This is a genomic window from Vibrio sp. JC009, assembly GCF_029016485.1.
In the GTDB taxonomy this organism is placed as follows: domain Bacteria; phylum Pseudomonadota; class Gammaproteobacteria; order Enterobacterales; family Vibrionaceae; genus Vibrio.
This window is the reverse complement of the sequence record NZ_CP092106.1, coordinates 640,855-665,880: the sequence shown is the minus strand read 5'-3', so window position 1 is coordinate 665,880 and position 25,026 is coordinate 640,855. Positions and strand designations below refer to the sequence as shown.

Genomic DNA, 25,026 nt, shown 5'->3' with positions numbered 1-25,026 from the left:
TCTCCTGAAATCTTTTGTTTTTTCCGTCCGATTCTTATAATCGGAGTCTAATTTACTTTACAATACACGACACATTAAGTCAGCCGGACTAAAAGCATAATGGATAAGGATGAACTCTACATCGGAGTAATGTCAGGAACAAGTATGGATGGGGTGGATACCGCTATCGTCCGTATACGGGAAGCAAAAGCTGAACTTCTGTTCCATGATTTTTACCCGCTTGACGAGACACTCAAGCAAGAGCTGCTTACCGTATGTCTTGGTCAGGAAACCACACTAAGACAGGTGGGCAGGCTGGACCATCATCTGGGCCATCTGTTTGCTGATGCGGTCATCGGGCTATTAAATAAATCGCCGTATAAGGCTGAAGATATTGTTGCCATCGGCAATCACGGCCAGACCGTGTTCCACCAGCCCTATGGCAGTGAAGCATTTACCATGCAGCTGGGCGATGCCAATATTATTGCCGCCAAAACAGGGATCACCACAGTTGCTGATTTTCGCCGTAAGGATATGGCTCTGGGTGGCCAGGGCGCCCCTCTGGTCCCGGCTTTTCATCATTCGGTTTTTGAACCCTCTGACTCAACTATCGTTGTTCTCAACATTGGCGGAATATCCAACATATCGGTAATGATTCCGGGAGAGCCAACCCTTGGTTATGACACCGGCCCCGGCAATATGTTAATGGATGCCTGGATTAACAAAGTTCAGGGTAAAAAGTACGACGACAGCGGAAACTTCGCCCGCTCAGGAAAGGTAAACGCCTCTTTGCTGAGTTCATTGTGCAGTGATGACTATTTCTCTCTTACTCCGCCCAAAAGCACCGGACGGGAAAAATTCAATCTTCCCTGGCTGATTAACCATCTTGATACTTTCGGCAGTGAACCGGATGCCGCTGATGTTCAGGCTACGCTGACTGAGTTTACTGTCAGAACCATCTGTGATGAGGTAGAAAAATTCAAACAGGGCCCAAATCCGGAGCTGATGGTCTGCGGTGGCGGAGCCAGTAACCGCTTTCTGATGGATAAACTCAAACAGCAACTGCCCGACTGGCAGGTATGTACAACAACAGACAAGGGTGTGGATAGCGACTATATGGAGGCCATCGCCTTTGCATGGCTGGCCCAGCGCCGGATCCACAATCTGCCTAGCAACCTCCCGGAAGTCACTGGAGCGGAAAAGGCCGCTTCTCTTGGCGTAATTTATCCGGCTGACTAATTGGAAAATAGAAATGGCAAATGATGCATTAATCTCAGCGCTTTCACATCTGGTCTCAGAAGAACGAAACCCGGATACCATGGATATTGATCTGCTCTCTTCACTTGAGATAGTAAAAAAGATAAATCAGCAGGATAAGCTTGTCCCGGAAGCCGTGGAAAAAGTGCTACCGGAAATTGCTCAGGCTGTCGATAAAATCACGCAGAGCTTTCAGCGGGGCGGAAGACTTATCTATCTGGGAGCCGGAACCAGCGGAAGGCTGGGTATTCTGGATGCATCCGAGTGTCCGCCCACCTTTGGCGTATCTCCGGATATGGTCGTGGGTCTGATTGCCGGTGGTCAGCAGGCGATATTTAAAGCGATTGAAGGCGCCGAAGACTCCCGCACGCTGGGACAAGAGGATCTGGAGCGCATTGAGGTATCATCAGATGATGTTGTGGTCGGTCTGGCAGCAAGCGGAAGAACCCCCTATGTTATCGGCGCGCTGGAGTATGCCAACTCGATTAAAGCCACAACTATCTCGGTTTCATGCAATCCGGGCTCAGAAATTGCCCATATTGCAAAAATCGCCATTAATCCCATTGTCGGCCCGGAAGCTCTGACCGGCTCTACCCGCTTAAAGTCAGGTACTGCGCAAAAGCTCATTCTGAATATGCTCACAACAGCCAGTATGATCCGGTTAGGAAAAAGCTACCAGAACCTGATGGTGGACGTAAAAGCCACCAACAAAAAGCTGATTGCCCGCGCTTCAAGAATTGTTATGCAGGCCACCGACTGCGATTCTGATACCGCTAAGCATATGCTGGAAAAGACTCACTATGACGTCAAACTTTCCATTCTGATGCTTCTGACTAATCTGGATCAGCAGCAGGCCAGACTACAGCTGGAACAGAGCAAAGGCTTTTTACGTCAGGCGGTTGAAGAAAACAACTAGGGCAGAAAGCAAAGGAGACACTAAGTGTCTCCTTTTATACTTTAACGGTACTTGTCATATATCTGTTCGATGGCACCTGTTTCAATCAGCTTTTCAATCGCCTGATTAAATCGCGGAACGGCGTTTTCTTTGCTTGGGTGAAAACGAATCATCATATCCAGCACATGATAAACCGAGCCTATAGTCAGCTTGTCTGCCATATGTTGCTGCTTAATCATAAAGCCGGCAAAGTCCTTGTTGATCAGAACCTGAGATAAGCGCCCCAGCGCCAGTAGCTTGATCAGCTTGTTTTCGTTTTCAAACTGGTGAGCTTCTATCCGTCCATCTTCAAAATAGGGCGTATATTTAGGGTAGTAGTAGCCCTTCACGACACCTATGGTTTTCCCCAGCAAGTCCTCCGGAGAGTTAACCTGAATATAGCGATCTTTATGAAACAGAATGATCTCTTCCGCAGCAGTAAAGGGAATGCTATATATCCCCGGAACCGATGAAGAACCTCTGAAGGCCGGATTTGTCATCGGCTCTATATCAATCTCCCCAATCTCGAACAAATGAAGAGCGCGGTTAAACGGAACCCGCACGTATTCAAAGGTATCGCCGGTTTCCCGGGAAATTGCAGTAAAGACATCACGGATAGTTCCGGTTCTGGTGTCGTTTTCTTCGAAAAAGTAGGGAGGAAATGAGCCGGTATGAAGCATGACACGGAAGGTTTCAGCAGCACTCACATGTGAAAAAAACAGAGCCAGTAAAAGAATGACTGGTTTAAGCCTGAACAGATCCAATTTCACGATTTATCACCCGAGGTTACTGCATAAATAAAACTGATAAAATTATAATCTATTTCAGGCTTCATGTGTAAGCCTTACTTTGACTCGTTCCAGCCCCTCTGCCACTCCATTCTGAATTTCTGTGCATGTTCGGTGCCTTCACAAACACCTTCATAGTGCTGGCCGGATAAACCAATCTGATAAGCAAAATCAGGATTACAGTACACCTTCACGCCTTCCAGGTAACCATCATCATACTGGCTCAGGTTTGCCTCCCCCAGCTCCTGCAATTTAGAGTAGCCGCGAGGTGGCTGTCCTTTAATGCCATCCCTGTAGCCTATTTCATGCCAGTCACCCTGATTTGCCAGATCTTCCGGGCCGGCAGCACACCCGGACAGTAATAACACAGCCAACAAACCAACGAAAATTGTTTTCATTATTAAACCTTTATCAGTTTTTATTACTTCTGACTTTAAGACTAGCCCCAATCAGAATAAGCCACAAGGCAATTGTTGTGACAAAACTCTCCTTTAATCTCAGCCAAAAACCACTCATCCGGATAATCGACCACTTAACTCAGAATAGAACCACTAACAGCAGAACCGGATGAAGCTGTATCTAAGCCCGTTTATTATTGACACTGTACTTAATTATTAATCTTAACCAACCAAACGTGGGACAACTATTATGATGTGGTTTCTATTCTGTGTCGCAGCCCTTATAGGCGGATACTTTATCTACGGGGCTTTCGTTGAGAAAGTTTTTGGTATTAACGAAAAACGCCAGACTCCGGCACATACCATGAACGACGGCGTTGACTATGTACCTATGTCAACTCCCCGAGTTTACCTTGTTCAGCTACTGAACATCGCAGGTGTTGGTCCAATCTTCGGCCCAATCATGGGTGCGCTGTACGGCCCTGCAGCGCTACTTTGGATTGTTGTTGGCTGTATCTTCGCAGGTGCGGTTCATGACTACTTCTCAGGAATGCTGTCTGTTCGCAATAAAGGTGCTTCAATTCCAACTATTACCGGCCGCTATCTTGGCAACGGTGCAAAACACTTTATGAACATCTTTGCGATCATCCTGCTTCTTCTTGTAGGTGTGGTATTCGTATCAGCACCGGCGGGCATGCTGACTAACCTTGCAAACGAGCAGATGGGCATGGGCATTGATAAGATCGCTATGGTGGTTCTGATCTTTGCTTACTACATCATCGCAACTATCGTACCTGTAGATAAGATCATAGGTCGTTTCTACCCATTCTTCGGTGCGCTTCTGGTATTCATGTCTGTTGGCCTGATGATTGCGATTGCAGTATCAAGCGAGCACGCAGTTCTGGGTGGCTTTGCCGTTAGCGATATCATGTCTAACCTGAACCCTAACAATGTTCCTCTTTGGCCTGCACTGTTTATCACCATCGCTTGTGGTGCAATCTCTGGCTTCCACGCAACTCAGTCTCCTCTGATGGCTCGCTGCATAGAAAATGAGAAGAACGGTCGCTTTGTATTCTACGGAGCAATGATCGGTGAAGGTATCATCGCAATCATCTGGTGTACTCTGGCTCTGTCTTTCTTCGACGGTATCGAAGGTCTTCAGGCTGCAGTTAAAGCAGGTGGCCCGGGTAACGTAGTTTACTCTTCAGCATTCGGTCTTCTTGGCACTGTTGGTGGTATCCTGGCATTCCTTGGTGTAGTTGTTCTGCCTATCACTTCTGGTGATACCGCGTTCCGCTCAAGCCGTCTGATTCTTGCTGAGTACTTCAACATCTCACAGGGCACTCTGCCTAAGCGTCTGATGATGGCTGTACCACTATTCGTAATCGGTGCGGTTCTGACTCAGGTAGACTTCGGCGTAATCTGGCGTTACTTCGGCTTCGCTAACCAGTCAACGGCAACTATCATGCTATGGACTGCGTCAGCTTACCTGCTACGCCACAACAAGCTACACTGGATTGCAACTGTACCGGCACTATTTATGACGACGGTTTGTGTATCCTTCATCATGAGCAGCGCAAAACTAGGCTTCGGTCTGCCAATCGCAACAGCAACTATCATTGGCGTAATCGCAGCAGCAGCTATCTGTGCATACGTGATTAAAGCTTCAAAAGGTAAAGGTGAAACTGACCTTGCTGATGAAGAGCAACCGCAAAGCGCAACAGAATCAGCTTAAGTCAACCCTCCCCTGACTTGTTGATGGGAAAGAGCTCCGGAATACCGGGGCTCTTTTTTTGTTTTTGGCCCTGGGCCCTGGGTTGCTGGGCCCTCGGACGTTAGTATTCTTTACTTATTTCCTACTAAACAACCTAAGATAGAAAATCCGCTCATTTCCACGGTCTGAACATACCCGCTTCTTCCCAGAGCCCAGGGCCTATAGGACGAAGTCCGTCCCCAGGGCCCTTTAAACTTCTTTAACCATTTCCTACTAAACAACCTAAAATAGAAAATCCGCTCGTTCCCACGGTCTGAACATACCCGCTTCTTCCCAGAGCCCAGGGCCTATAGGACGAAGTCCGTCCCCAGGGCCCTTTAAACTTCTTTAACCATTTCCTACTAAACAACCTAAAATAGAAAATCCGCTCGTTCCCACGGTCTGAACATACCCGCATCTTCCCAGGGCCCAGGGCCTATAGGACGAAGTCCGTCCCCAGGGCCCTTTAAACTTCTTTAACCATTTCCTACTAAACAACCTAAAATAGAAAATCCGCTCGTTCCCACGGTCTGAACATACCCACTTCTTCCCAGGGCCCAGGGCCTATAGGACGAAGTCCGTCCCCAGGGCCCTTTAAACTTCTTTAACCTGAAGCTCCTTAGGCACCTCAAAAAACATATTCTCTTCCCGCCCCTGAATCTCTTCGACAGAGTCGGCACCATGACTTTTTACCGCTTCGATTATCTGGTTAACCAGCTCTTCCGGTGCAGAAGCTCCGGCTGTAACGCCTACCTTGGTTTTGCCTTCAAACCAGTCTGCTGAAATATCTTCAGGCGAGTCGGTAAGGTATGCTGGCGTGCCTAGTTTCTCAGCCAGCTCTTTCAGACGGGTTGAGTTGGATGAGTTCTTTGAGCCAACAACTATAACCAGATCAACATCGGAAGCCAGCTCTCTTACTGCATCCTGCCGGTTCTGGGTTGCGTAGCAGATATCGTCTTTTCTCGGGCCCTGGATATCCGGGAACACCTCCCGAAGCCTGTTGATCACGTCTGAAGTTTCATCCACTGACAGAGTAGTCTGGCTGACATAGTGAAGATGTTTAGGATCTTTCACCTGCAACTTATCAACATCTTCCGGTTTTTCCACCAGATACATACCGCCAGACTCGCTGGTGTATTGACCCATAGTACCTTCCACTTCCGGATGACCGGCATGACCAATCAATACCACCTCCATATCTTTTCGGCTGGCTCTGGCAACTTCCATATGAACTTTGGTCACAAGCGGACAGGTTGCATCAAAAACGGTTAGCGCTCGGGAGCTTGCTTCTTTGCGCACCGCCTGCGAGACACCGTGGGCAGAGAAGATCACGATATTGTTGTCCGGCACTTCGTTTAGTTCTTCCACAAAAACCGCACCGCGCTGCTTAAGCCCTTCAACCACAAAACGATTGTGCACCACTTCATGACGTACATAGATAGGCGGCTCGTACATTTCCAGCGCTCTTTCAACAATACTGATCGCTCTGTGCACACCTGCGCAGAAGCCTCTTGGGTTAGCCATCAGTACTTTCATATTCTCACTCATTTTTTGCTCTGCCTGTAAATTATGCTTGCGCCTGTTCCACTGATAAGATCTCGACCTCAAATAAGAGATCCTGTCCGGCCAGCGGATGGTTGAAATCCACCGTGACCGAGTCACCCGAAATATCGGTAATGATTCCCGGAATTTCCATACCATCCGGCCCGCTAAACGCCATGATAGTGCCTACTTCAACATCCGCCGTATCAACAAACTTCACCCTGTCCATATGGTGGATATTATCCGGATTCGGCATGCCGAAAGCATCTTCCGCTTTCAGCTCAATCTTCCTTTCATCTCCGGCAGAAAGCCCGAGAAGATGACTTTCAAAGTTCTCACTCAGACTGCCATCCCCGATAATCAGTTTAGCTGGTTTGCCCATGTCGTGAGTACTGTCAGCGACGGAGCCGTCTTTTAGTTTGATGGAGAAGTGTAGGGTTACTGCGGAGTTTTGGGTTATTGTTGTCATGATTATGTCCGTTTTTTGGGCCCTGGGTTTCTAGGCCCTGGGCCCTGGGCCCTGGGTTGTATCCGTCAAAGTAATAAACCAGGGAAGTTCTTATCTACAGGATCACTGCTCAATCTGAAAAAGTTCATTCCCAGGGCCTATAGGGCGAAGCCCGTTCCCAGGGCCCAGGGCCTTTATATAAAAAAGCGCCCCCGGAATCAACCGACAGCGCTTAAGGGTATTCTTACACAACGACCTTTCGTTTCTAATCCTGATCCTTCCGGAAACTGTCAAGAATAATCATAGCCGCGCCCAAACAGATTGCCATATCTGCCAGGTTGAATGCCGGCCAGTGATAGCTTCCCCAGAAAAAATCCAGATAATCGACGACAAAGCCATGTACCAGACGGTCAAAGACATTTCCTACAGCACCACCGATAATGAGGCTGTAAGCGATATTGTTCCACTTATCGGTCGCCGGAAGCTTACGCATCCAGACAGTCAGCATAGCGCAGACAACAAAAGCAATGGCAGTAAAGAACCAGCGCTGCCAGCCCGCCTGATCACTTAAAAAGCTAAAGGCAGCACCATAGTTATGAACATACAGAAGGTTAAAGAAAGGCAGAATCTCAATGCGGTTCGCCCATCCGTAACCCATGTTGCCCATAACGGCAAACTTGATACCGATATCAAGAACAAAGATCAGAGCCGCCAGCCACAGCCAGCGTACTCCGGACTCTTTTAATGTCGGTGATGAATTACTCATATTAAGCGAACTTACGCGCTTCACCTTCACCGTCTACGTTTGATACGCAGCGGCCACAGATCTTCTCATGACCTTCAATAGTGCCCACATCAGCAACGTGGTGCCAGCAACGGTCACACTTCTGCGCTTCTGAAGCTTTCACTTCCACAAACAGGCCTTCAAGCTCTGTCTCTTTCGCTGCATCTGACTTTTCGCTTACAGGCTTAACTGCCGCTTTAGACGTCAGAAGAACGAAACGCAGCTCATCTTCAAGTTTGTTCAGCTTAGCAACCAGTGCATCATCTGCATAAAGGGTCACTTCAGCCTGAAGTGCACCACCGATAACTTTCTCGTTACGTGCTGCTTCAAGAAGCTTGTTCACCTGGCCACGAACTTCCTGGATATCGTTCCAGAATTCGTCGTTCAGCTCTTCGCCTTCAGCAAGACCAAACAGACCATCGAACCAGTCGTCAGCAAATACAAACTGACCACGCTCGCCCGGCATCTGATTCCAGATCTCGTCTGCTGTGAATGACATGATTGGCGCCATCCAGCGAACCAGTGCTTCTACGATGTAGTAAAGCGCTGTCTGACAACTGCGCTGAGCGTGACCGCCAAGCTTAGCTGTGTACTGACGGTCCTTAATCACATCAAGGTAGAATGAACCCATCTCGATAGAACAGAACTGCATCAGACGTTGTGTTACTGCGTGTGTGTTGTACTCATCGTACGCCTTAACAATCTCTTCCTGCGCAGCTTTCGCGCGACCAACTGCCCAGCGATCCAGTGCAACCATCTCTTCAGCAGGAACAATATCGGTTTCAGGGTTGAAGCCGTTCAGGTTCGCAAGGAAGAAACGCGCCGTGTTACGGATACGACGGTATGCGTCCGCACTGCGCTTAAGAATTTCATCAGAAACCGCCACTTCACCTGTGTAGTCAGTAGAAGCCACCCACAGGCGCAGGATATCAGCGCCCAGCTTGTTGGTTACATCCTTAGGAGCAACTACGTTACCGATGGACTTAGACATCTTACGGCCCTGTCCGTCAACCACGAAACCGTGAGTAAGTACTTGCTTGTACGGTGCTTCACCCTTCATTGCGATAGAAGAGATCAGTGAAGACTGGAACCAGCCACGGTGCTGGTCAGAACCTTCAAGGTACATATCAGCGCTTGCGCCGTTGTACTCATCGCGGTTGTCTACAACAGCGTAGTGAGTCACACCAGAGTCAAACCAAACGTCCAGCGTATCCAGTACTTTTTCATAGTGAAGCGCATCTTCGTCACCCATCAGCTCAGCAGGGTCTACATCCCACCATGCCTGAATGCCTTTCTCTTCAACCAGCTTAGCTACCTTCTCGATAAGCTCAGGAGAGTTAGGATGAAGTTCAGATGTCTCTTTGTGTACAAACAGAGCAATCGGCACACCCCAGGTACGCTGACGGGAGATACACCACTCAGGACGGCCTTCGATCATGCCTTCAATACGGCTCTGACCCCAGTCAGGGATCCACTGAACGCCTTTGATAGCGTCAAGTGCTTTAGCACGAAGACCCGCCTGATCCATAGAGACGAACCACTGAGGTGTCGCACGGAAGATGATAGGAGTCTTGTGACGCCAGCAGTGCGGGTAGCTGTGCTCGTAAGCGTGGTGATGCAGAAGCGCACCTTTCTCTTTCAGTACTTCAAGCACTGAATCGTTCGCTTTAAATACGTGCTGACCGGCAAACAGTTCAGTATCCGGCAGGAATACACCGTTAGAACCAACAGGGTTAGCCACTTCAAGGTCGTACTGCTGACCTACCGCGAAGTCTTCCTGACCGTGGCCCGGTGCGGTGTGAACCACACCCGTACCTGAATCAGTTGTTACGTGATCGCCCAGGATTGCAGGCACATCGAACGCGTAGAACGGGTGGTTAAAGCGCAGCAGCTCAAGGTCTGTACCCTTACAGAAACCAAGGTTGTGATAGTGCTCGATACCGGCACGATCCATCACATCTTTCGCCAGTTCAGAAGCGACAATCAGACGCTGCTTTTCTTCACCTTCAACCTGAATCAGTACATATTCAAGGTCAGCACGAACCGCTACTGCGCGGTTAGCAGGCAGTGTCCAAGGCGTTGTTGTCCAGATAACGATAGAAACGTCACCTTCACCGGCATGGTCGCCTGCAAGAGAGAACTTACCAACAACAGCCGCTTCATCAGCCGCGCCAAATTTCACATCGATAGATGGTGAAACCTTATCTTTATATTCAACCTCTGCTTCTGCCAGAGCAGAACCACAGTCTGTACACCAGTGAACAGGTTTGAAACCTTTTAGCAGGTGGCCTTCGTCAGCAATCTTGCCCAGAGCACGAATGATGTTTGCTTCTGTAGCAAAATCCATTGTGCGGTATGGCTTGTCCCACTCACCTAGAATACCAAGACGCTTAAAGCTCTCTTTTTGACCTTCAACCTGACCCGCAGCATAGTTACGACACTTTTCACGGAACTCAGCCGCTGTCACTTTCTGGCCAGGTTTGCCCACTTTTTTCTCTACCATCAACTCGATTGGCAGACCGTGGCAGTCCCAGCCAGGAATGTAAGGTGCGTCATAACCTGAAAGGGTTTTGGATTTAATAATAATGTCTTTAAGAATCTTGTTTAGTGCGTGACCAATGTGAATATCACCGTTGGCATATGGAGGGCCATCGTGCAGTACGAAAGATTTTTTGCCTTTCTTAGCTTTACGGATTTCACCGTAAAGATCTTCTTTGTACCAACGCTTAAGCATATCCGGCTCGCGATTTGCCAGATTACCACGCATCGGAAACCCTGTTTCTGGTAGGTTCAGGGTATCTTTATAATCAGTCATCGATTCTTGATTCCATTATCATTGGGCGAAGTTAGACATTACGTTAGTCGATGTAATAGTTCGGCTAACTCTCTAGCTGCTGCAGCCACACCCTTGCTGCATCAGCATCCAATTCGATTTGTGCTTTCAGTTGTTCTACAGATTCAAAGCGCTGCTCTTCCCGTATTTTTTTCAGAAGAGAGACTTCAATCTGCTTACCGTATAAATCAGCATTAAAGTCAAACAGGTGGACTTCCAGCTGCTGCCGGACACCGTTTACCGTTGGCCTGTTTCCCACATTAGCAACACCGCCAATGGGTTTTCCGCCTAAACCGTGCGCTTTAACGACATACACGCCGGAGACAGGAGAAACACACCTTTTTAACGGTATATTCGCCGTAGGAAAACCCAACTGTCTGCCTAGCTTTCTGCCATGCGCAACACGGCCACTAATGCTGTACGCTCTTCCGAGCATCATTTCCGCTTTTGCCAGATCATTGTCAGCCAGAGCCCTGCGGATCCCGGTACTGCTCACCCTTTGCTCCTTAAAACAGAAGCTTTCGGTGCTCACCACCTCAAATCCAAACTTCTTGCCCGCTTCTTTAAGCATCGAGAAGTTACCGGCGCGCTCTCTGCCAAAGCAAAAGTCATCACCGATCACCAGGTATTTTACTCCCAGCTTATTGACCAAAAGCTCCTGAATAAAATCTTCAGCGGCAATATTGGCAAAGTCCCGGTTGAAGCTAACACAAAGCAGGCGGTCAATCTTCAGCTTGTTTAACTGAACGTATTTATCGCGCAACCGGGTCAGTCTTGCCGGAGCTTTATCCCTGGCAAACAACTCCATCGGCTGAGGTTCAAACGTCATCACAGCAGAAGGCAAGCCTAAAATACCAGCCTGCTTACAAACCTGTGCCAGAACTTTCAGGTGCCCTAAATGCACACCATCAAAATTTCCTATGGTCAGCACGCAACCTTTATGCTGCGGCTTAATGTTGTGAATACCTCGAATCAGTTCCATTCGGATCTGCTACCAACTCAGCTGTTATTATTTGACTTGTCTGAAACCGACGGATTATATACCAATAACCGTATCAATGTCGCATTTTTTATCACTCGGAAGCGGCTTTTAGATGTCTGAAGCGGACACCCAGTAAAACCGCAACAAAAACATAGACTAAGCCACCAATTCCAATCATCAGTGCCAGCATCATGATTCTGTCCAGAGTTGACCAGGATAGCCAGAGGGTAAAATCATCCAGGCTATATAAAATGGCCGCCACCATGGCACCGCCTGCCACCAGCAATTTCAGAACAAAATGGAGCGTTTCTTTGCTCACCTGATAAACACCGGCCAGGTGCAGTCCTCTGTAGAGCAGCGTCATATTCACAAATGCAGACAGAGCTGTAGCAATTGCCAGCCCCACATAACCGTAGAAGTAGGCAAATATGGCGTTAAAGACCATATTCGACACCATGGCGATAATGCCGTACTTAACCGGTGTTTTTGTATCCTGCCTTGAGTAATAGCCGGGAGCCAGTACCTTTATCAGCATAAAGTTAAGCAAGCCGGAAGCATAAGCAATCAGAGAAGCGGAAGCCTGCTGCACATCAGTTGGGGTAAACTCCCCGCGCATAAACAGAACCATCATCATGGGTTTTGCCAGCACCATCAGGCCCAGCATTGCCGGGAAGCCGAGCAGCAATACCATTCTCACCCCCCAGTCCATGGTGTGAGCAAAGGCTTCGCCATGATCATCCACATGCTTTCTGGACAGGGTGGGAAGAATCACAGTAGCGATGGCAATACCAAAAAGCCCCAGAGGAAACTCCAGCAAGCGGTCAGAATAATAAAGCCAGCTGATGGAACCGGTTTGCAGGAAACTGGCAATGAAGGTGTCAAACAGCAGGTTAATCTGGCTGACTGACACACCGAAAAGCGCAGGGATCATCAGAGTCCGGATCTTTACTACTCCCGGATCACGCCATCCCCATTTCGGTCGCACCAGCATTCCCTCTTTAATAAGAAAGGGGATCTGAAACAGAAACTGCACCAGACCGCCAAGGAATACACCGATAGCAAGACCTATCTCTGGTTGAGCAAGCTTTGGCGCGATAAACAGAGCGGATGAAATGATCATTACATTGAGAAAAACCGGTGTAAAAGAAGAGACCGCAAATTTACCCAATGTATTCAGTATCGAGCCGGATAAGGCAACAAAGGTAATAAACCAGAGATAAGGGAAGGTAATTTTCAGCATCAGGCTGGCCAGTTCATATTTATGAGCCGAAGGGCCACCGTTAAGCCAGTCAATAAACCAGCCGGCACCAAACAGAGCAGTAACCGCGCCTGAACCCAGCACACCGATAATGGTGACTATGGTTACCAGCCCCCCCAATGTGCCGGAAACTTTAGCTATCAGCTGACGCGTTTTATCTTCATCCCCGGCTGCCTGATATTCGGTCAGTACAGGAACAAACGCCTGAGAAAAGGCGCCTTCTGCAAAAAGCCGTCTTAAAAAATTAGGAATCTTATTGGCAAAGAAGAAAACATCGGCACTGGCCCCAGCCCCCATTAAATTTGCTACCACTACATCCCTGACCAGGCCCAGGACACGGGAGACAAGCGTCATAGTACTGACTATCAGCCCTGACTTCAGAAGTCGCTTACTCACAAAAACCTCATATAATAGCCAACAAAACAAATAGGTAAGGTTTTAGAACCGGAATTGATGGCATTGGTATAAAAATGCTGTTAGAATCCCCGCCATCTTAACCGCGTTAACCAAACTAATCCAAAAATTTGTGTGGGTTAGATGGGTTTTTGCACAAATCATTTGACATACGGGCGAGAAAGAGGCATATTCCTCCGCCTTAAATTGTCACCGAACTAAAGTTTTTGGGAGTTAGACCCTTGGCAAACAGTAAATCTGCTAAGAAGCGCGCTATCCAGGCTGAGAAACGTCGCCAGCACAACGCTAGCCGTCGTTCTATGATGCGCACTTACATGAAAAAAACTGTCGCAGCTATTGAAGCTGGCGATAAAGAAGCTGCAACTGCTGCATTCGCTGTAGTTACACCTATCCTGGACCGTATGGCAACTAAAGGCCTTATTCACAAGAATAAAGCTGCTCGTCATAAGTCTCGCTTTGCTGCTGCTATCAAAGCTCTTTAATAGAACTTTAAATGCAAGCAAGAAAAAACCGGCTTTTAGCCGGTTTTTTTATATCTTAAATTCTGTCCGGGCAACCTTAAGGCACCCCGAAAACAGATAATTTGCTGGGATTAGTATTACACTTTGCAGTACAAAGAGTGAAGCAGGTGAATCATCTCTTTCACTTCAACACTGCTCAAAGAGTAATAGACTGTCTGCGCCTCTTTACGGGTATCCACCAGGCCATCTCTTCTTAGCCATGCTAAATGCTGTGACAACGCCGACTGGCTCAGATTTAACTTCTGACAAAGTTCACCAACGGAAAGTTCTGAATCATGAAGAATACATAGAATCTGCAATCTTCTCTCATTAGCCATAGCCTTTAACAAGGCAACAGCTTTTGCTGAATTCTTCTCCATATCCTGTAAGTTCATTCATACACCTCTGTATAGCTGTATTAGATCAAACGCCAGCTCCCCGTGAAAAGCTCTAATTAACTTTATCAGTCAACATAAATAGCCCATTAAACGGGCCACTTACCTTGATTGATAATGCAGTTCTTCTCTCTGGCAATAACAATTCTCAAGAGCCTGAATAGTAATACAAACCTGGTTATTGTTAAAGTTATTGAGTGTACTAATACTTCCTGTCTCAATGTTAATCAAACAAATGGCTGTAATCGGCCTCACAGACACTCTTAACGGAAGGGTGCTGAATCATTCTCTCTGCGAATATAACGTAGTACTCCTCTTTCAGGTCCGGCACACTACCAAGAAGCCGAAGCTGGCTATCATCGGACACTTCAGAGATATAAAAACGGGGAGCCAGAAAAATAACGTCCTTTTTATACTCAGCAAATGCTTTCATCAGAGCCACATCATCAAATTCACCCAATATATTAGCCTGAATCCCCTGCTGCTCGAACCATTGTGAAACCTTTCGGCCCATGGATGTTCTGCTGCCAGGGATCAGGAGTTTTTTACTTTCCAGAATTGCCGGAAAATCACCATCAATATTTCCTGAACAGAAAAAACTCAGAGAGCATTCCCCCAGTTTTTTGCTATAGAGTCCCGGGCTCTGGCTGGAGTCCACCGGGCAATCAGAAAGAATCATATCCAGCTTATGTTGTGACAACTGCTCCAGCAGCAATTCGTGGGTAGACTCAAAGCATCTCAGGTGAATGCTATTGTCATCGGGTATCGTACTCATCAGAACCTTACTGACCAGTCTCTTAGACAGAGCATCAGCTACCCCCACATCAAACAGCAGGTTTGATCTCTGGCTGTAGTTCACAATATCCAGCATTTCATAACTCAGCCCAAACATCCGGTCTGCGTACTTATAGATAAGCTGCCCCAGCTCTGTAGGCTCCACGCTTCTGCCGTTTCTTTTAGTGAGTTTGCCGTTTACTCTCTCTTCAAGCGCCTTTATCTGACCCGTGACCGTCTGGGGAGTCAGAAATAAGGCATCGGCGGCCTTGCTCACAGAACCCTGCTTGCAAACCATCCAGAAATAGTAAAGGTGGTTATAATTGAGATGAGACATACTTAACTACCATCAGTTGTTTTACACCATCTTATACGAGCAGTTTCAGCAACTCCATACTTCGTTAAAAACTACTTTATACCGCCTATTATTCGGATTTTACGAACATTGATTTTCTTTTATTACAGCGCTGTCATATAAAAAACGATCTTTTTGACACAAATCTCAATTTAAAACATTAAATTCAACTTAACCAGAACAAGATAAAATCTTATTTTTCAATCACATAAAAGCAAAAACAAGCCACGCAAACGTTTACCTTGCGACTGAACACAAAGTGACCGCTTTTTATAAAACTGTAATATTACTGAAATATAACTTCTCTACTATCGCGGCAGATTAATTAACCGACCAAACATAATTTCGGTCACGGAGAAATACAATGAATCAAGCGACCTCAGCAGCAAGTACACCAAATGGGTCTGGCCGTCTGCTGCGCTGGGTTAACCTGGCTTTCATGCTTTATCTTCTACTTCTTTCAGTTTCTATGGTAGGAAGCGGATTTAAACTTGCCACTGGTGAGCAGGCTAAAACACTTTTTGAATTTGCATCTCATCCTGTAGCCGGATTGATGATCGGTCTGGTTGCGACTGCACTTATCCAGTCATCAAGTACCGTTACTTCTATTATTGTTGGCCTGGTTGCAGGTGGCCTTCCTGTTGCGACTGCCATTCCTATGATCATGGGCGCAAACATTGGTACTACAGTCACCAATACACTGGTAAGCCTTGGTCACGTGCGTAATAAAGATGAATTTAAGCGTGCCTTTGCCAGTGCGACCATTCACGACTTCTTTAACCTGTTAGCCGTGGTTATCTTCCTGCCGCTGGAAATGATATTCGGCATTCTGGAAAAAGCCTCACACTGGCTGGTATCGCCAATGCTTGCAACCGGTGATATGAGCATCAAGGGCTTTAACTTTATTAAGCCAATCACTAAGCCGGTAATTAGCGCAATCAAAGGCCCTCTTGCTGACTTTGGTCACGTTGCTGCTGGTGTTACGCTTATCGTTCTGGGTATCGCGACTATCTTCGTAGCTATCACTGTTATGGGTAAGCTAATGAAGAGCCTGATGGTTGGCCGCGCAAAAGAGATCCTAAAGCACGCAATCGGCCGCGGCCCTCTGCACGGTATCTTCTCAGGCACTATCGTAACCATTCTGGTTCAGTCTTCTTCAACGACGACCAGTCTGATGGTACCGCTTGTTGGTACTGGCGTACTGAAAGTTCGTGATGTATATCCGTTTACGCTTGGCGCAAACATAGGTACCTGTATCACAGCCCTTCTGGCAGCAACAGCGGTAAGCGGTGAATACGCTGTATTCGCACTGCAGATCGCTCTGGTACACCTTGTATTTAACCTGATGGCAACCCTGTTCATCTTCGGCATCCCGTTCCTGCGTGAAATCCCGCTGAAAGGCGCAGATATCATCTCGGATATGGCGATTAAGAACAAAGCGGTTGTTGGGGCTTATCTGCTGATTATCTTTATTATTATGCCAGGGTCGATTTTGGCGCTTACGACTTAAGGGCTATAGGGCTATAGGGCTATAGGGCTATAGGGCTATAGGGCTATAGGGCTACTCAGCTTGAGTCTAAATGCTCAATAAGCAAAGATAAAAAAACCTCACATCTGAACTTTCAGTGTGAGGTTTTTTGTTAGCCTATGAAGTTAAATAAGTTCTACTCCCCATTGCCCCATAGCCTTCAGGGCGCAGCCCCCATAGCCCTATCTAAACCGAAAACGGATACTTAATCCCCTCATGACACTCATACCCGCTAACCTCAAAATCATCCAGCGTTACCCAGGTTTCCAAATCTTCCAGAGATTTAATGTCAGGGTTAATCTTAAATTCAGGGGCAGACAGAGGTTCACGCTTAAGCTGAACGTCTCGCATTAATTCAAGCTGGTCTTCGTAGATGTGTGCGTTTACAAGCTTGTGGTAAGCAAGGCCTGGTTTCTTTCCTGTTATCTGGGCCATCAGCGCCAGGAATACATAGACCTGAACCATATTGAAATTCAGGCCAAGTGGAACATCACAGGAGCGCTGAGTGCTGTTTAGATACAAGGTGTCACCCAGAAGCGAAAAGTGGTGGCTGTACATACACGGGCGCAGACAACCCATATGGAACTCACCCGGGTTGTAGAAATTCAGGATTTCACCACGGTCATCAATTCCACGGCTCAGGTCATCCACGATTTTCTTTAACTGGTCGATATGGCCGCCATCAGGTTTTGCCCAGGCGCGGCCCTGTACACCATATACACGGCCCATATCATCCTCACCTTTACGGTAAGCATTGTTCAGCCAGGCCTGGTTCAGGTTTGCATTGGCATCCCAGGTTTTAGTACCCAGCTTTCTGAAGTCTTCTGCGTTGTCATATCCGCGGATATAGCCCAGTAGCTCAGCTACCGCAGCTTTCCAGAAGCTCTTTCTGGTGGTAACCAGCGGGAACTGGTTATTCCCTACATCATAGGTCAGATCTGCGTTAATAACGGTAAGGCAACGCTTACCTGTACGCTTGTTTTCAACCCATACGCCTTCATCAACAATTCGCTGACATAGATCTAAATATTGTCTCACCGGTAATTCCTATCTTAAGAAGTCTGCCTGCATCTTGAGGTCACGTGAGTATACAATAAAACGGTGTAACAAAGTCTTTGAATCTGAAAAAGGTGCAGGGTTCCAAGCTCAAATTTTAAAGATCTCCGGCATCAGACAAGAGGTTATATCATCGCTGTTATACTTGATCTTGGTTGATAGTTCGCCACTTTGAATCTCGATATTCTTTATTCCCATATGGTCTAAGTCATTTAACGAATAAAACCAACCCGCGGTTTGCTCTTGTTTCTGACAACTGTCACTCCTTAAATGCCCATAGTTAGTAATATCCTGATCAACACCAACCATTTCAAAAAAGGCGGTTTCCTTGACTCTCAGACGGTCTAAATAGGAAAAAAAATCTTTACGGACATTATTAGGCACATTTTGTTCCCATAGCTCATCGGCCTGTTTTGCTCCTCCATGCCACCCGAGCAGCGCATCTGCCTTTATTACGATATGATTAGCGGCGGGTAATACATAGTTAGCGCAGGATGAAAAGCAAAGCTGACTAACCTCTACATCAAGGTTGTTCTCTCTGACGAAATATCCAAATTCGATTCCAACCGCCATATCACCACCAGTGCTCGTGATTCTTAGTTTTTTAACTTTTTTATCACTCAGCCTGACCAGTCTTACCGCTTCTAAAACAGCATTCCCAGTGATCATTCCTTCATAAACAAGAGTATCTCCTGTGATCATAACTTTGTATTGTGGAGGGACTATAATTTGTGGCTCAGCACATCCTGAGAGTATAACGACTAAGGTAATGAGATTAGTTCGATACATCATAGAAAACTCCTTATTCAGCTTGTATAAGAAATGTTTTTACAACACAAAGATCTCCAGAAATGACACAATCATCAGGTATGTTTTTGCTTACTCCACTCTATATGTGCCTAGCACTTCGGTAATCAAACCATCTTTCAAAAGCAAAACCCTATCCGAAGAGGCTATGGTTTCCGGACGATGAGCAATCATTAAAATTGGTAGTCCAATTTCTCTGAATTTCTGACAAACTAATGATTCTGTGTGTATGTCTAAGCTGCTTGTTGCTTCATCCAATATCAACAATTCTGGTTTTTTATATAACGCTCGTGCGATTAAAATTCTTTGCTTTTGTCCACCGGATAAACTCGAACCCATCTCTCCGACCAAAGTATGGTATCCCATGTTTAATCGCTCTATGTCGTCATGTACCCCTGCTTTTTGAGCACACTGAACCAACAATTCCTCATCCAGTTTTGAGCCAAAGAAGGTTATATTCTCAATAATTGAGCCACTAAACAATTGATCCTCTTGAAGTACCACTCCGATACGTTGCCTTACCTCTTTCACTGAAAGATTGGAGTTACCGAAAAATTTAATATGACCGGAAGTGGGCTGATAAATGCCAAGTAATAGCTTGGAAATGGTTGACTTACCACAACCCGAAGGGCCTACCAGCGCGACAATTTCACCTTGTTTGAGCTTAAATGAAGCCTTATTCAGTAGGAGAGGTTCATTTGTGCCATAGGAAAAAGACACATTGGAAAAATCAATCAGCTCCGTGCTATCAACTGTTGATTTGAGTTGAGCAGAGGCAATTCCATAGTCATAGTTCACTTCTTTTTGAGTAAGCACAATATCTGCAAGTCTCTCGTTGTATATTGAAAGCATTTTGTACTCAAAATACTTATCTATTAACGAACTGATACTCCCCGAAAAACGCCCCTGGTATGACAAAAAAGCCACAAGCATTCCTATAGTGAATTCTCCACTTAATACCAAATTTGCTCCAAACCAAAGCACAGAAGCAGAAACTAAGCTGATGATGGAGATATTTATTGTGTTATAAATCATCCCTAGTTTAAGCTCATAAAGTTGGGCGTTTCGTCTGCGAATGTTTAAATTGCGCCACGCCGATTCTCGCCAGGGAAGTGTTCCGTTGACCCGGAGACTTAAAACACCTCTGGCCGTTTCTAAGAAGTAACTTTCCTCTTGTGTATTGGCCTCCCAAGTGTTCTCTTCCGCTCTTTTAAACGCACCAAACCATACAAAGCGCAATAAGACATAAATAAAGGCAGCAATGATTGCGATAGCAGAAAGGACCGGACTGTACAGCAGCATTAACACTAGAGTTCCAATGACCAACACCAGATCAAGCAATGCCTGAATGACGCTCGTAGTTAATGTGTTTTGAATGACATTGATTGCTGCAAATTTTGCGCTAATGCTGCCGATATCTCGTTTCTCAAACCATTCAACAGGCAAACGAAAAAGGTGATGAAAAACATTCGCAGTCCATTGCAGATTGAAATTTACTGACAAGGAGATCGTAGCCCATTCCTTAGCTAAACCAATCAATGTCTGTGTAGCAGTGATGATAAGAATGGCAAAAATAATTAATATGAGTAAATTTTCATCATAACCAACTAAAACCTCATCAATCACTATCTGATTCAGCATAGGCAGTAGTAAAGCGAGTGCTTCCAGCACTAAAGCGAAGACAAAGATTTTAATCAGCGAGGCTTTTAAACCTATCGTTTTCCCAATAAGTTCGGACAGTTTTGTTTTTTCTTTTTCATAGCGTTTTTTAAAGTCATGAGTTGGCGTTAACTCAAGTGCTATACCTGTAAAATGCTTGTTCACCTCAGCTAGAGTTTGTTGAACAACACCATTAGCCGGATCATGAAGTACCACTTTGTCTCGCTTCACGGATTTAAGCACAACGAAGTGGTTTAAATTCCAGTGGAGGATGCAAGGCGTACTTAATTGATCTAATTCATCTAAATCAAGTCTCACGGCCCTGCCAGAAAGCTTTAGCAGCTCGGCACACTCTATCAGGCGGGCAAATGACATACCATGCTGAGTGATGCCAAACTTTTCTCTCAAGTGCCTTAAACTAATTTTATGCCCATGCCAGTCCGCTATCATAGCTAAACATGCAACACCACACTCGGCACTTTCAGTCTGGCGTACCAAAGCCAGTTTTTTACCCCATCCCCAATCTAACTGACTGATCATTTCCATGGATTAAATCTTCCCTTTGATGGTATATAACGGTTCAAGCATCCACTCGTAAATCTTACGTGTATCTAGCTCCACATCAGCAACAACCGTCATTCCCGAAACAAAACGTTCCTCTCGCCCATATACCGTTATCGTTGGCTTAGAGAGCTCAACTCTGACCTGATACAGACCTTCGGCCTCTGCCCTGTTGATTAAACTGCGATTCGCTATCATTTCTGGTGCAACGGCAGACTGAGATACGCTGGTAATTACTCCGGTCTGAACACCAAACTTCTCATAAGGAAACGCATCGAACCTCAGTCTCACTTTCTGTCCTTCTTTCATAAAACCAATACTGCGACTAGGGGCAAACAACTCTACAAACGCTTCCTCACTCTCCGGCACAATTACCAGCAAGGGTTGACCATTCATTACTGAATGTCCCTCCTCAGCAAGTATCAATGCGACAATTCCTTTAATGGGTGAAATAACCTGACTATCGCTCTGGTACAAAAACTCAACTTTGCTCTGAGTAATTGTTTCTAATTGTCTGTCCAGTTCTTTCAGGGTGATATTTAGGCTAATACCAAGATTTTTCCGGCTTGTAATAAGCTTTTGTTTTTCTCTTAGTAATCTTTGCAGATTTAAGTTATGGGTTTGCGTTTGTGACTCTTTGGAAATAAGTTCAAGCTGTTGTTTTTGATAATCAATTTCTGACAGAAAATTATTTCTAAGTAACGCTTCCTGTTTATTGATTAACTTTTGCGTAAGTGCTAATTCATAGTTGGAGAGCTTAAGTACATTTTTTAATATGCTTATTTCAGCGTCTAACCGATTAATATCCTCTATCAGCGACTGACGTTCAAACTGTGTCTTTTCCAATTCTTGTTGTCTGCGCTCAAGCAGTAATTGATATTGGTTTTCAATTGAAGCAAGTATTCTCTTTTTAACGCCTACACCTGATTCGTCGAATCGTTCAGTTTTAATTTCATAAAGAGGTGACAAGCGCTCAACTTTATCGCCTTCTTTTACGAACAGTTTTTCGACATAACCTGAATCGTTAGCCTGAACTTTAACCATTCCACCAAGAGGGCTGACAATTCCTACTAAGGTTTCCCTTCTTGTGTATTCAGCAAAGCGAATAAAAATGACTACAGCAATAAATACTAATACTGATAAACAAAGATACACGTGCTGATTAAACGAAGTATTGAGTAAAATGCTCCCTTCGTTGCTTGTTTTCCGTGCATCAAAATACTCAGGACGATAAAGGTTATTGCCTCTTGCAGTCATATTATCTACCTCTTAATTAACTTCCACGGCAGCGATACGTTCACTAAATTGTTCTGCTAACTTCCTGTTGACTTTTGTAGAAGATATATCTGCCCCACACTGGCAAATTTTTGTACGACACCGGGTAGGCAGTGTCGGCAGAATGAACTGGTTGTCATAAATTGAACCTAACGCACCATCCTGCATACACCATGCACGATATATTTTACCGGTAAAGGTTATAACCACACTCTCAACCCCTGCGTAGCAATCCCAACCGATAAAGTTCACCTGCTCATTGATTAACAAATCAAATGTAGACAGTGTTTCCCTTTTTCCATCCGGGTATTCAATATCTAAAAGTGCTCTTGGTTGTGGTAGTTCTTTATTTTCAGGTCTGCCACGAAAGATCTGCATTACTGATTCTTGTTCATCGGAGTAGTGATATTTTTTTGTAATACCATCATGACCAAACCCCTCATAAAGAGGCTGCAGAGCAATCGTGCACCTTGCCTGATCTTTTAGAGATTCTGCGAATGCATAACAATCATCAAACCGTTGCGGATCCATCATTACATTGACGTGCAGTCTGGTATTCTTTGAATGCTCCAGTATTTTTACCACTTCAATAAAGTGTGCTTCGTCTTTAATATCATTGACATGATAGCTAAGACTTACGCCATTCAGATATTCAGCATTCTCCCGCCACCATTGCAAAGGTTTTGAGCCATTCGAAATAATGGAAACTAATCCATGGTCTTCATGAATAAATTTAATGAGCTTACCGAAATACCTGAGAATGGTGACCTCACCGCCGCCAAACTCAAAATATGGTGTTAAACCACATTTTTTTGAATGTGCAATTGCTTTTTCCACAAACCTAATCACCACATCATAAGGTGGTGCTTTTATTGAACCACTGCTTAAATCTGAATGACAATAGTGACACTTGTAGTTGCAGTTATTCATTAATGCCCAGTTTATTGAGAAAAACCGACCTTTATTTTTGACCTCTATCATTTTTGCCCCCAATTTTTATTACTATGTCTTCTAAAAATTTTTTTATACCGTAAATCAAAAACACCAGCACAATAATTGAAGTTAAGCCAGTTACCCCTGAAGGGAATTCCTTACCTGACGAATAATAAAATAGCAATGAACCACAAAAAGAAGAAATAAAAATAATTAGCATAAGAGCCCCCCTTGTATATATCATAGCCCCAGATTACTGGAGCTATGATTTACATCAAACTACCTACTACATGATCCGCCCATAGCACCAGCTAAACCTCCGCCTATAGCTCCTGCTAACGAGCCTCCTAATCCACCGGCTCCACCTGCGATAGCGCCACCAATAGCATTACCCGCGATTGCTTGAGCACAGCCTTGTGAAGAGGAGTTTGCTTGCTGACCAACAGCACCCGATGAGGCGGGGTATCCTCCGGCATTATCACCTTTACCACCATAGCTACCTCCACTTGAACCACCATCACCGCCACCATCTACCATCAAAATTTCACTTGCATTAAGGTTATACATAATAATCTCCTTATCATTAATACAGTAAAAGAGTACTGCGCTCATTAATGCTTAACAGATATTTTATCGTGTTAACCATAATTTCTTTTTACCTGATAATTCGTCGATATAACCAAAAAGGTTTGGTAACCAAGTTATAGATTCCAACACCAATGAAAATATTGGAGCCCTTAATATCTGACTTAGAGTTAATTCTTTCCTTAAGTTATGCTCACTAATATATAAAGAAACAAGCATTAGGTAAAAGATCATATTTACAATACCTAATGCGATAGGAATCCAAATATGAAAGAACACCATAAATGCTAATAAGACAATACTCGAAGGAAATATATATTGGATCGCAGTAATAACAAACCAGGGAGTTGAACATACACCGGCTAACCAATGAGTTTTCCATGCAACTATATAAGCTTCTACCCGTCCTCTGGCCCATCTGCGTCTTTGTCTGAACAATGCCTTTGCACCAATAGGACATTGAGTTGTTGCCTTTGCTTTTGGCGCATAACCTGTTTTGTAGCAATTCGATATAGCTTTCCAGCACCAGGCTATATCTTCGACTAACCATTCACTCCAGCCACCAAGCTCTTTCACTACTGAAGCTCTGTGCGCAACAAAAGCTCCTGCCAAAACGGGAACACACCCCAACTTGTCCTGTGCGGCTCTAATAGCCCCATAAAAGCTGATATGTTCATAATGCTGCAACAGACCAATAAAGCTATCTTTATAGTTATTAGGGGTTATATACCCGCACACTGCTGCGTATCTGTCGTCAGACCACAACTTACTGACTAACTCCTTAATTCCCCTTGGCTCAATAAAAGTATCGCTGTCTACAACGACATAAACATCACCTGTTGCAACACTTAAGTCGAGTGCGTAATCAAGAGCATATCCCTTTCTACCTTCATTAGTTGGCTTCTTTATCAATTTGTAAATCTGATTTCTTGACTGAGTTAACCAATGTTCAATTTCTTTAGTTGTTTGATTACTTGAGCCATCATCTATCAGCAGTACCTGAAGACGTTTTGGGTATATCTGATGTTCTAATTTTGACAATACATTTAATAAAACATCAGGTTCTTCGTTATAGTACGGAACAAAAACAGATACTGCTGGTAATTCGCCAGTGTATGTTATTCCTTTTCGAAATTTATACGATAAAAACAAAGTAATAGTAGCCAGTAAGGTTACCGTTGATGTAGCAATTAAAATAATCTCTATTAAATCAATCATAACACCACCA

Annotated in this window: 23 protein-coding genes; 5 read left to right on the top strand and 18 right to left on the bottom strand. The window is 45.2% G+C overall.

Annotated elements, in window-relative coordinates:
• Positions 1-99: 99 nt before the first annotated feature.
• On the top strand, positions 100-1,218 hold the full coding sequence (locus tag L3Q72_RS03125; RefSeq protein ID WP_275131223.1) for an anhydro-N-acetylmuramic acid kinase: 1,119 nt from the start codon (positions 100-102) through the stop codon (positions 1,216-1,218).
• Positions 1,219-1,231: 13 nt separating this feature from the next.
• Positions 1,232-2,152, top strand: a complete 921-nt coding sequence (gene murQ / locus L3Q72_RS03120; protein WP_275131222.1) for an N-acetylmuramic acid 6-phosphate etherase — start codon at positions 1,232-1,234, stop codon at positions 2,150-2,152.
• Between the two features lie 41 nt (positions 2,153-2,193).
• Here the strand turns inward: murQ and L3Q72_RS03115 are convergent, their stop codons facing one another.
• Positions 2,194-2,940: a transporter substrate-binding domain-containing protein gene (locus tag L3Q72_RS03115; protein WP_275131221.1), complete on the bottom strand. Its 747-nt coding sequence runs from the start codon at positions 2,938-2,940 to the stop codon at positions 2,194-2,196.
• A 74-nt stretch (positions 2,941-3,014) separates the two neighbouring features.
• The gene (locus L3Q72_RS03110; RefSeq protein WP_275131220.1) at positions 3,015-3,356 is read right to left on the bottom strand and encodes a DUF2799 domain-containing protein; all 342 of its coding nucleotides are present in this window, start codon (positions 3,354-3,356) and stop codon (positions 3,015-3,017) included.
• A 250-nt stretch (positions 3,357-3,606) separates the two neighbouring features.
• Here L3Q72_RS03110 and L3Q72_RS03105 point away from each other — a divergent pair, with 250 nt between their 5' ends.
• Entirely contained in the window at positions 3,607-5,091 is a 1,485-nt protein-coding gene (locus tag L3Q72_RS03105) for a carbon starvation protein A (RefSeq protein WP_275131219.1), read from the top strand.
• A 612-nt stretch (positions 5,092-5,703) separates the two neighbouring features.
• On the opposite strand, the gene ispH is transcribed toward L3Q72_RS03105, so the two are convergent.
• The 6 genes from ispH to murJ form a co-directional block, all read right to left on the bottom strand.
• Positions 5,704-6,657, bottom strand: coding sequence for a 4-hydroxy-3-methylbut-2-enyl diphosphate reductase (gene ispH, locus L3Q72_RS03100; protein WP_275131218.1), 954 nt, complete (start codon positions 6,655-6,657; stop codon positions 5,704-5,706).
• 19 nt (positions 6,658-6,676) lie between these two features.
• Positions 6,677-7,120: an FKBP-type peptidyl-prolyl cis-trans isomerase gene (gene fkpB / locus L3Q72_RS03095; RefSeq protein WP_275131217.1), complete on the bottom strand. Its 444-nt coding sequence runs from the start codon at positions 7,118-7,120 to the stop codon at positions 6,677-6,679.
• A 244-nt stretch (positions 7,121-7,364) separates the two neighbouring features.
• Complete coding sequence (gene lspA, locus L3Q72_RS03090; RefSeq protein WP_275131216.1) at positions 7,365-7,865, bottom strand: signal peptidase II; 501 nt, start codon at positions 7,863-7,865, stop codon at positions 7,365-7,367.
• A gap of 1 nt (position 7,866) precedes the next feature.
• Positions 7,867-10,698: an isoleucine--tRNA ligase gene (gene ileS / locus L3Q72_RS03085; RefSeq protein WP_275131215.1), complete on the bottom strand. Its 2,832-nt coding sequence runs from the start codon at positions 10,696-10,698 to the stop codon at positions 7,867-7,869.
• 64 nt (positions 10,699-10,762) lie between these two features.
• Complete coding sequence (gene ribF, locus L3Q72_RS03080; protein ID WP_275131214.1) at positions 10,763-11,698, bottom strand: bifunctional riboflavin kinase/FAD synthetase; 936 nt, start codon at positions 11,696-11,698, stop codon at positions 10,763-10,765.
• Between the two features lie 91 nt (positions 11,699-11,789).
• On the bottom strand, positions 11,790-13,352 hold the full coding sequence (murJ, locus tag L3Q72_RS03075) for a murein biosynthesis integral membrane protein MurJ (RefSeq protein ID WP_275131213.1): 1,563 nt from the start codon (positions 13,350-13,352) through the stop codon (positions 11,790-11,792).
• 239 nt (positions 13,353-13,591) lie between these two features.
• Between murJ and rpsT the strand changes: the two genes are divergently transcribed.
• Complete coding sequence (gene rpsT / locus L3Q72_RS03070) at positions 13,592-13,852, top strand: 30S ribosomal protein S20 (RefSeq protein WP_006957718.1); 261 nt, start codon at positions 13,592-13,594, stop codon at positions 13,850-13,852.
• A 116-nt stretch (positions 13,853-13,968) separates the two neighbouring features.
• Here the strand turns inward: rpsT and L3Q72_RS03065 are convergent, their stop codons facing one another.
• Both L3Q72_RS03065 and nhaR read right to left on the bottom strand, forming a co-directional pair.
• Positions 13,969-14,265 carry a metalloregulator ArsR/SmtB family transcription factor gene (locus tag L3Q72_RS03065; protein WP_275131212.1) on the bottom strand — a complete coding sequence of 99 codons (297 nt, stop codon included), beginning with the start codon at positions 14,263-14,265 and terminating at the stop codon, positions 13,969-13,971.
• A 223-nt stretch (positions 14,266-14,488) separates the two neighbouring features.
• A complete protein-coding gene (gene nhaR / locus L3Q72_RS03060; RefSeq protein WP_275131211.1) occupies positions 14,489-15,376 on the bottom strand; it encodes a transcriptional activator NhaR in 888 nt (295 codons plus the stop codon).
• Between the two features lie 382 nt (positions 15,377-15,758).
• On the opposite strand from nhaR, the gene L3Q72_RS03055 reads away from it, so the two are divergent.
• Positions 15,759-16,904, top strand: a complete 1,146-nt coding sequence (locus L3Q72_RS03055; RefSeq protein ID WP_275131210.1) for a Na/Pi symporter — start codon at positions 15,759-15,761, stop codon at positions 16,902-16,904.
• A 204-nt stretch (positions 16,905-17,108) separates the two neighbouring features.
• Here L3Q72_RS03055 and L3Q72_RS03050 read toward each other — a convergent pair whose 3' ends face one another.
• The 8 genes from L3Q72_RS03050 to L3Q72_RS03015 form a co-directional block, all read right to left on the bottom strand.
• The gene (locus tag L3Q72_RS03050; protein WP_275131209.1) at positions 17,109-17,960 is read right to left on the bottom strand and encodes a thymidylate synthase; all 852 of its coding nucleotides are present in this window, start codon (positions 17,958-17,960) and stop codon (positions 17,109-17,111) included.
• Between the two features lie 108 nt (positions 17,961-18,068).
• A complete protein-coding gene (locus tag L3Q72_RS03045; RefSeq protein WP_275131208.1) occupies positions 18,069-18,770 on the bottom strand; it encodes a hypothetical protein in 702 nt (233 codons plus the stop codon).
• An 87-nt stretch (positions 18,771-18,857) separates the two neighbouring features.
• Positions 18,858-20,990: a peptidase domain-containing ABC transporter gene (locus tag L3Q72_RS03040; RefSeq protein ID WP_275131207.1), complete on the bottom strand. Its 2,133-nt coding sequence runs from the start codon at positions 20,988-20,990 to the stop codon at positions 18,858-18,860.
• Positions 20,991-20,993: 3 nt separating this feature from the next.
• On the bottom strand, positions 20,994-22,262 hold the full coding sequence (locus tag L3Q72_RS03035; protein WP_275131206.1) for an HlyD family efflux transporter periplasmic adaptor subunit: 1,269 nt from the start codon (positions 22,260-22,262) through the stop codon (positions 20,994-20,996).
• A 12-nt stretch (positions 22,263-22,274) separates the two neighbouring features.
• Positions 22,275-23,261, bottom strand: a complete 987-nt coding sequence (locus L3Q72_RS03030) for a radical SAM protein (RefSeq protein WP_275131205.1) — start codon at positions 23,259-23,261, stop codon at positions 22,275-22,277.
• Positions 23,242-23,433, bottom strand: coding sequence for a hypothetical protein (locus tag L3Q72_RS03025; protein ID WP_275131204.1), 192 nt, complete (start codon positions 23,431-23,433; stop codon positions 23,242-23,244). Before L3Q72_RS03025 ends, L3Q72_RS03030 begins: the two co-directional genes overlap by 20 nt.
• A 59-nt stretch (positions 23,434-23,492) precedes the next feature.
• Positions 23,493-23,780: a hypothetical protein gene (locus tag L3Q72_RS03020; RefSeq protein WP_275131203.1), complete on the bottom strand. Its 288-nt coding sequence runs from the start codon at positions 23,778-23,780 to the stop codon at positions 23,493-23,495.
• 63 nt (positions 23,781-23,843) lie between these two features.
• Positions 23,844-25,016, bottom strand: coding sequence for a glycosyltransferase (locus tag L3Q72_RS03015; RefSeq protein WP_275131202.1), 1,173 nt, complete (start codon positions 25,014-25,016; stop codon positions 23,844-23,846).
• Between the last annotated feature and the right edge of the window lie 10 nt (positions 25,017-25,026).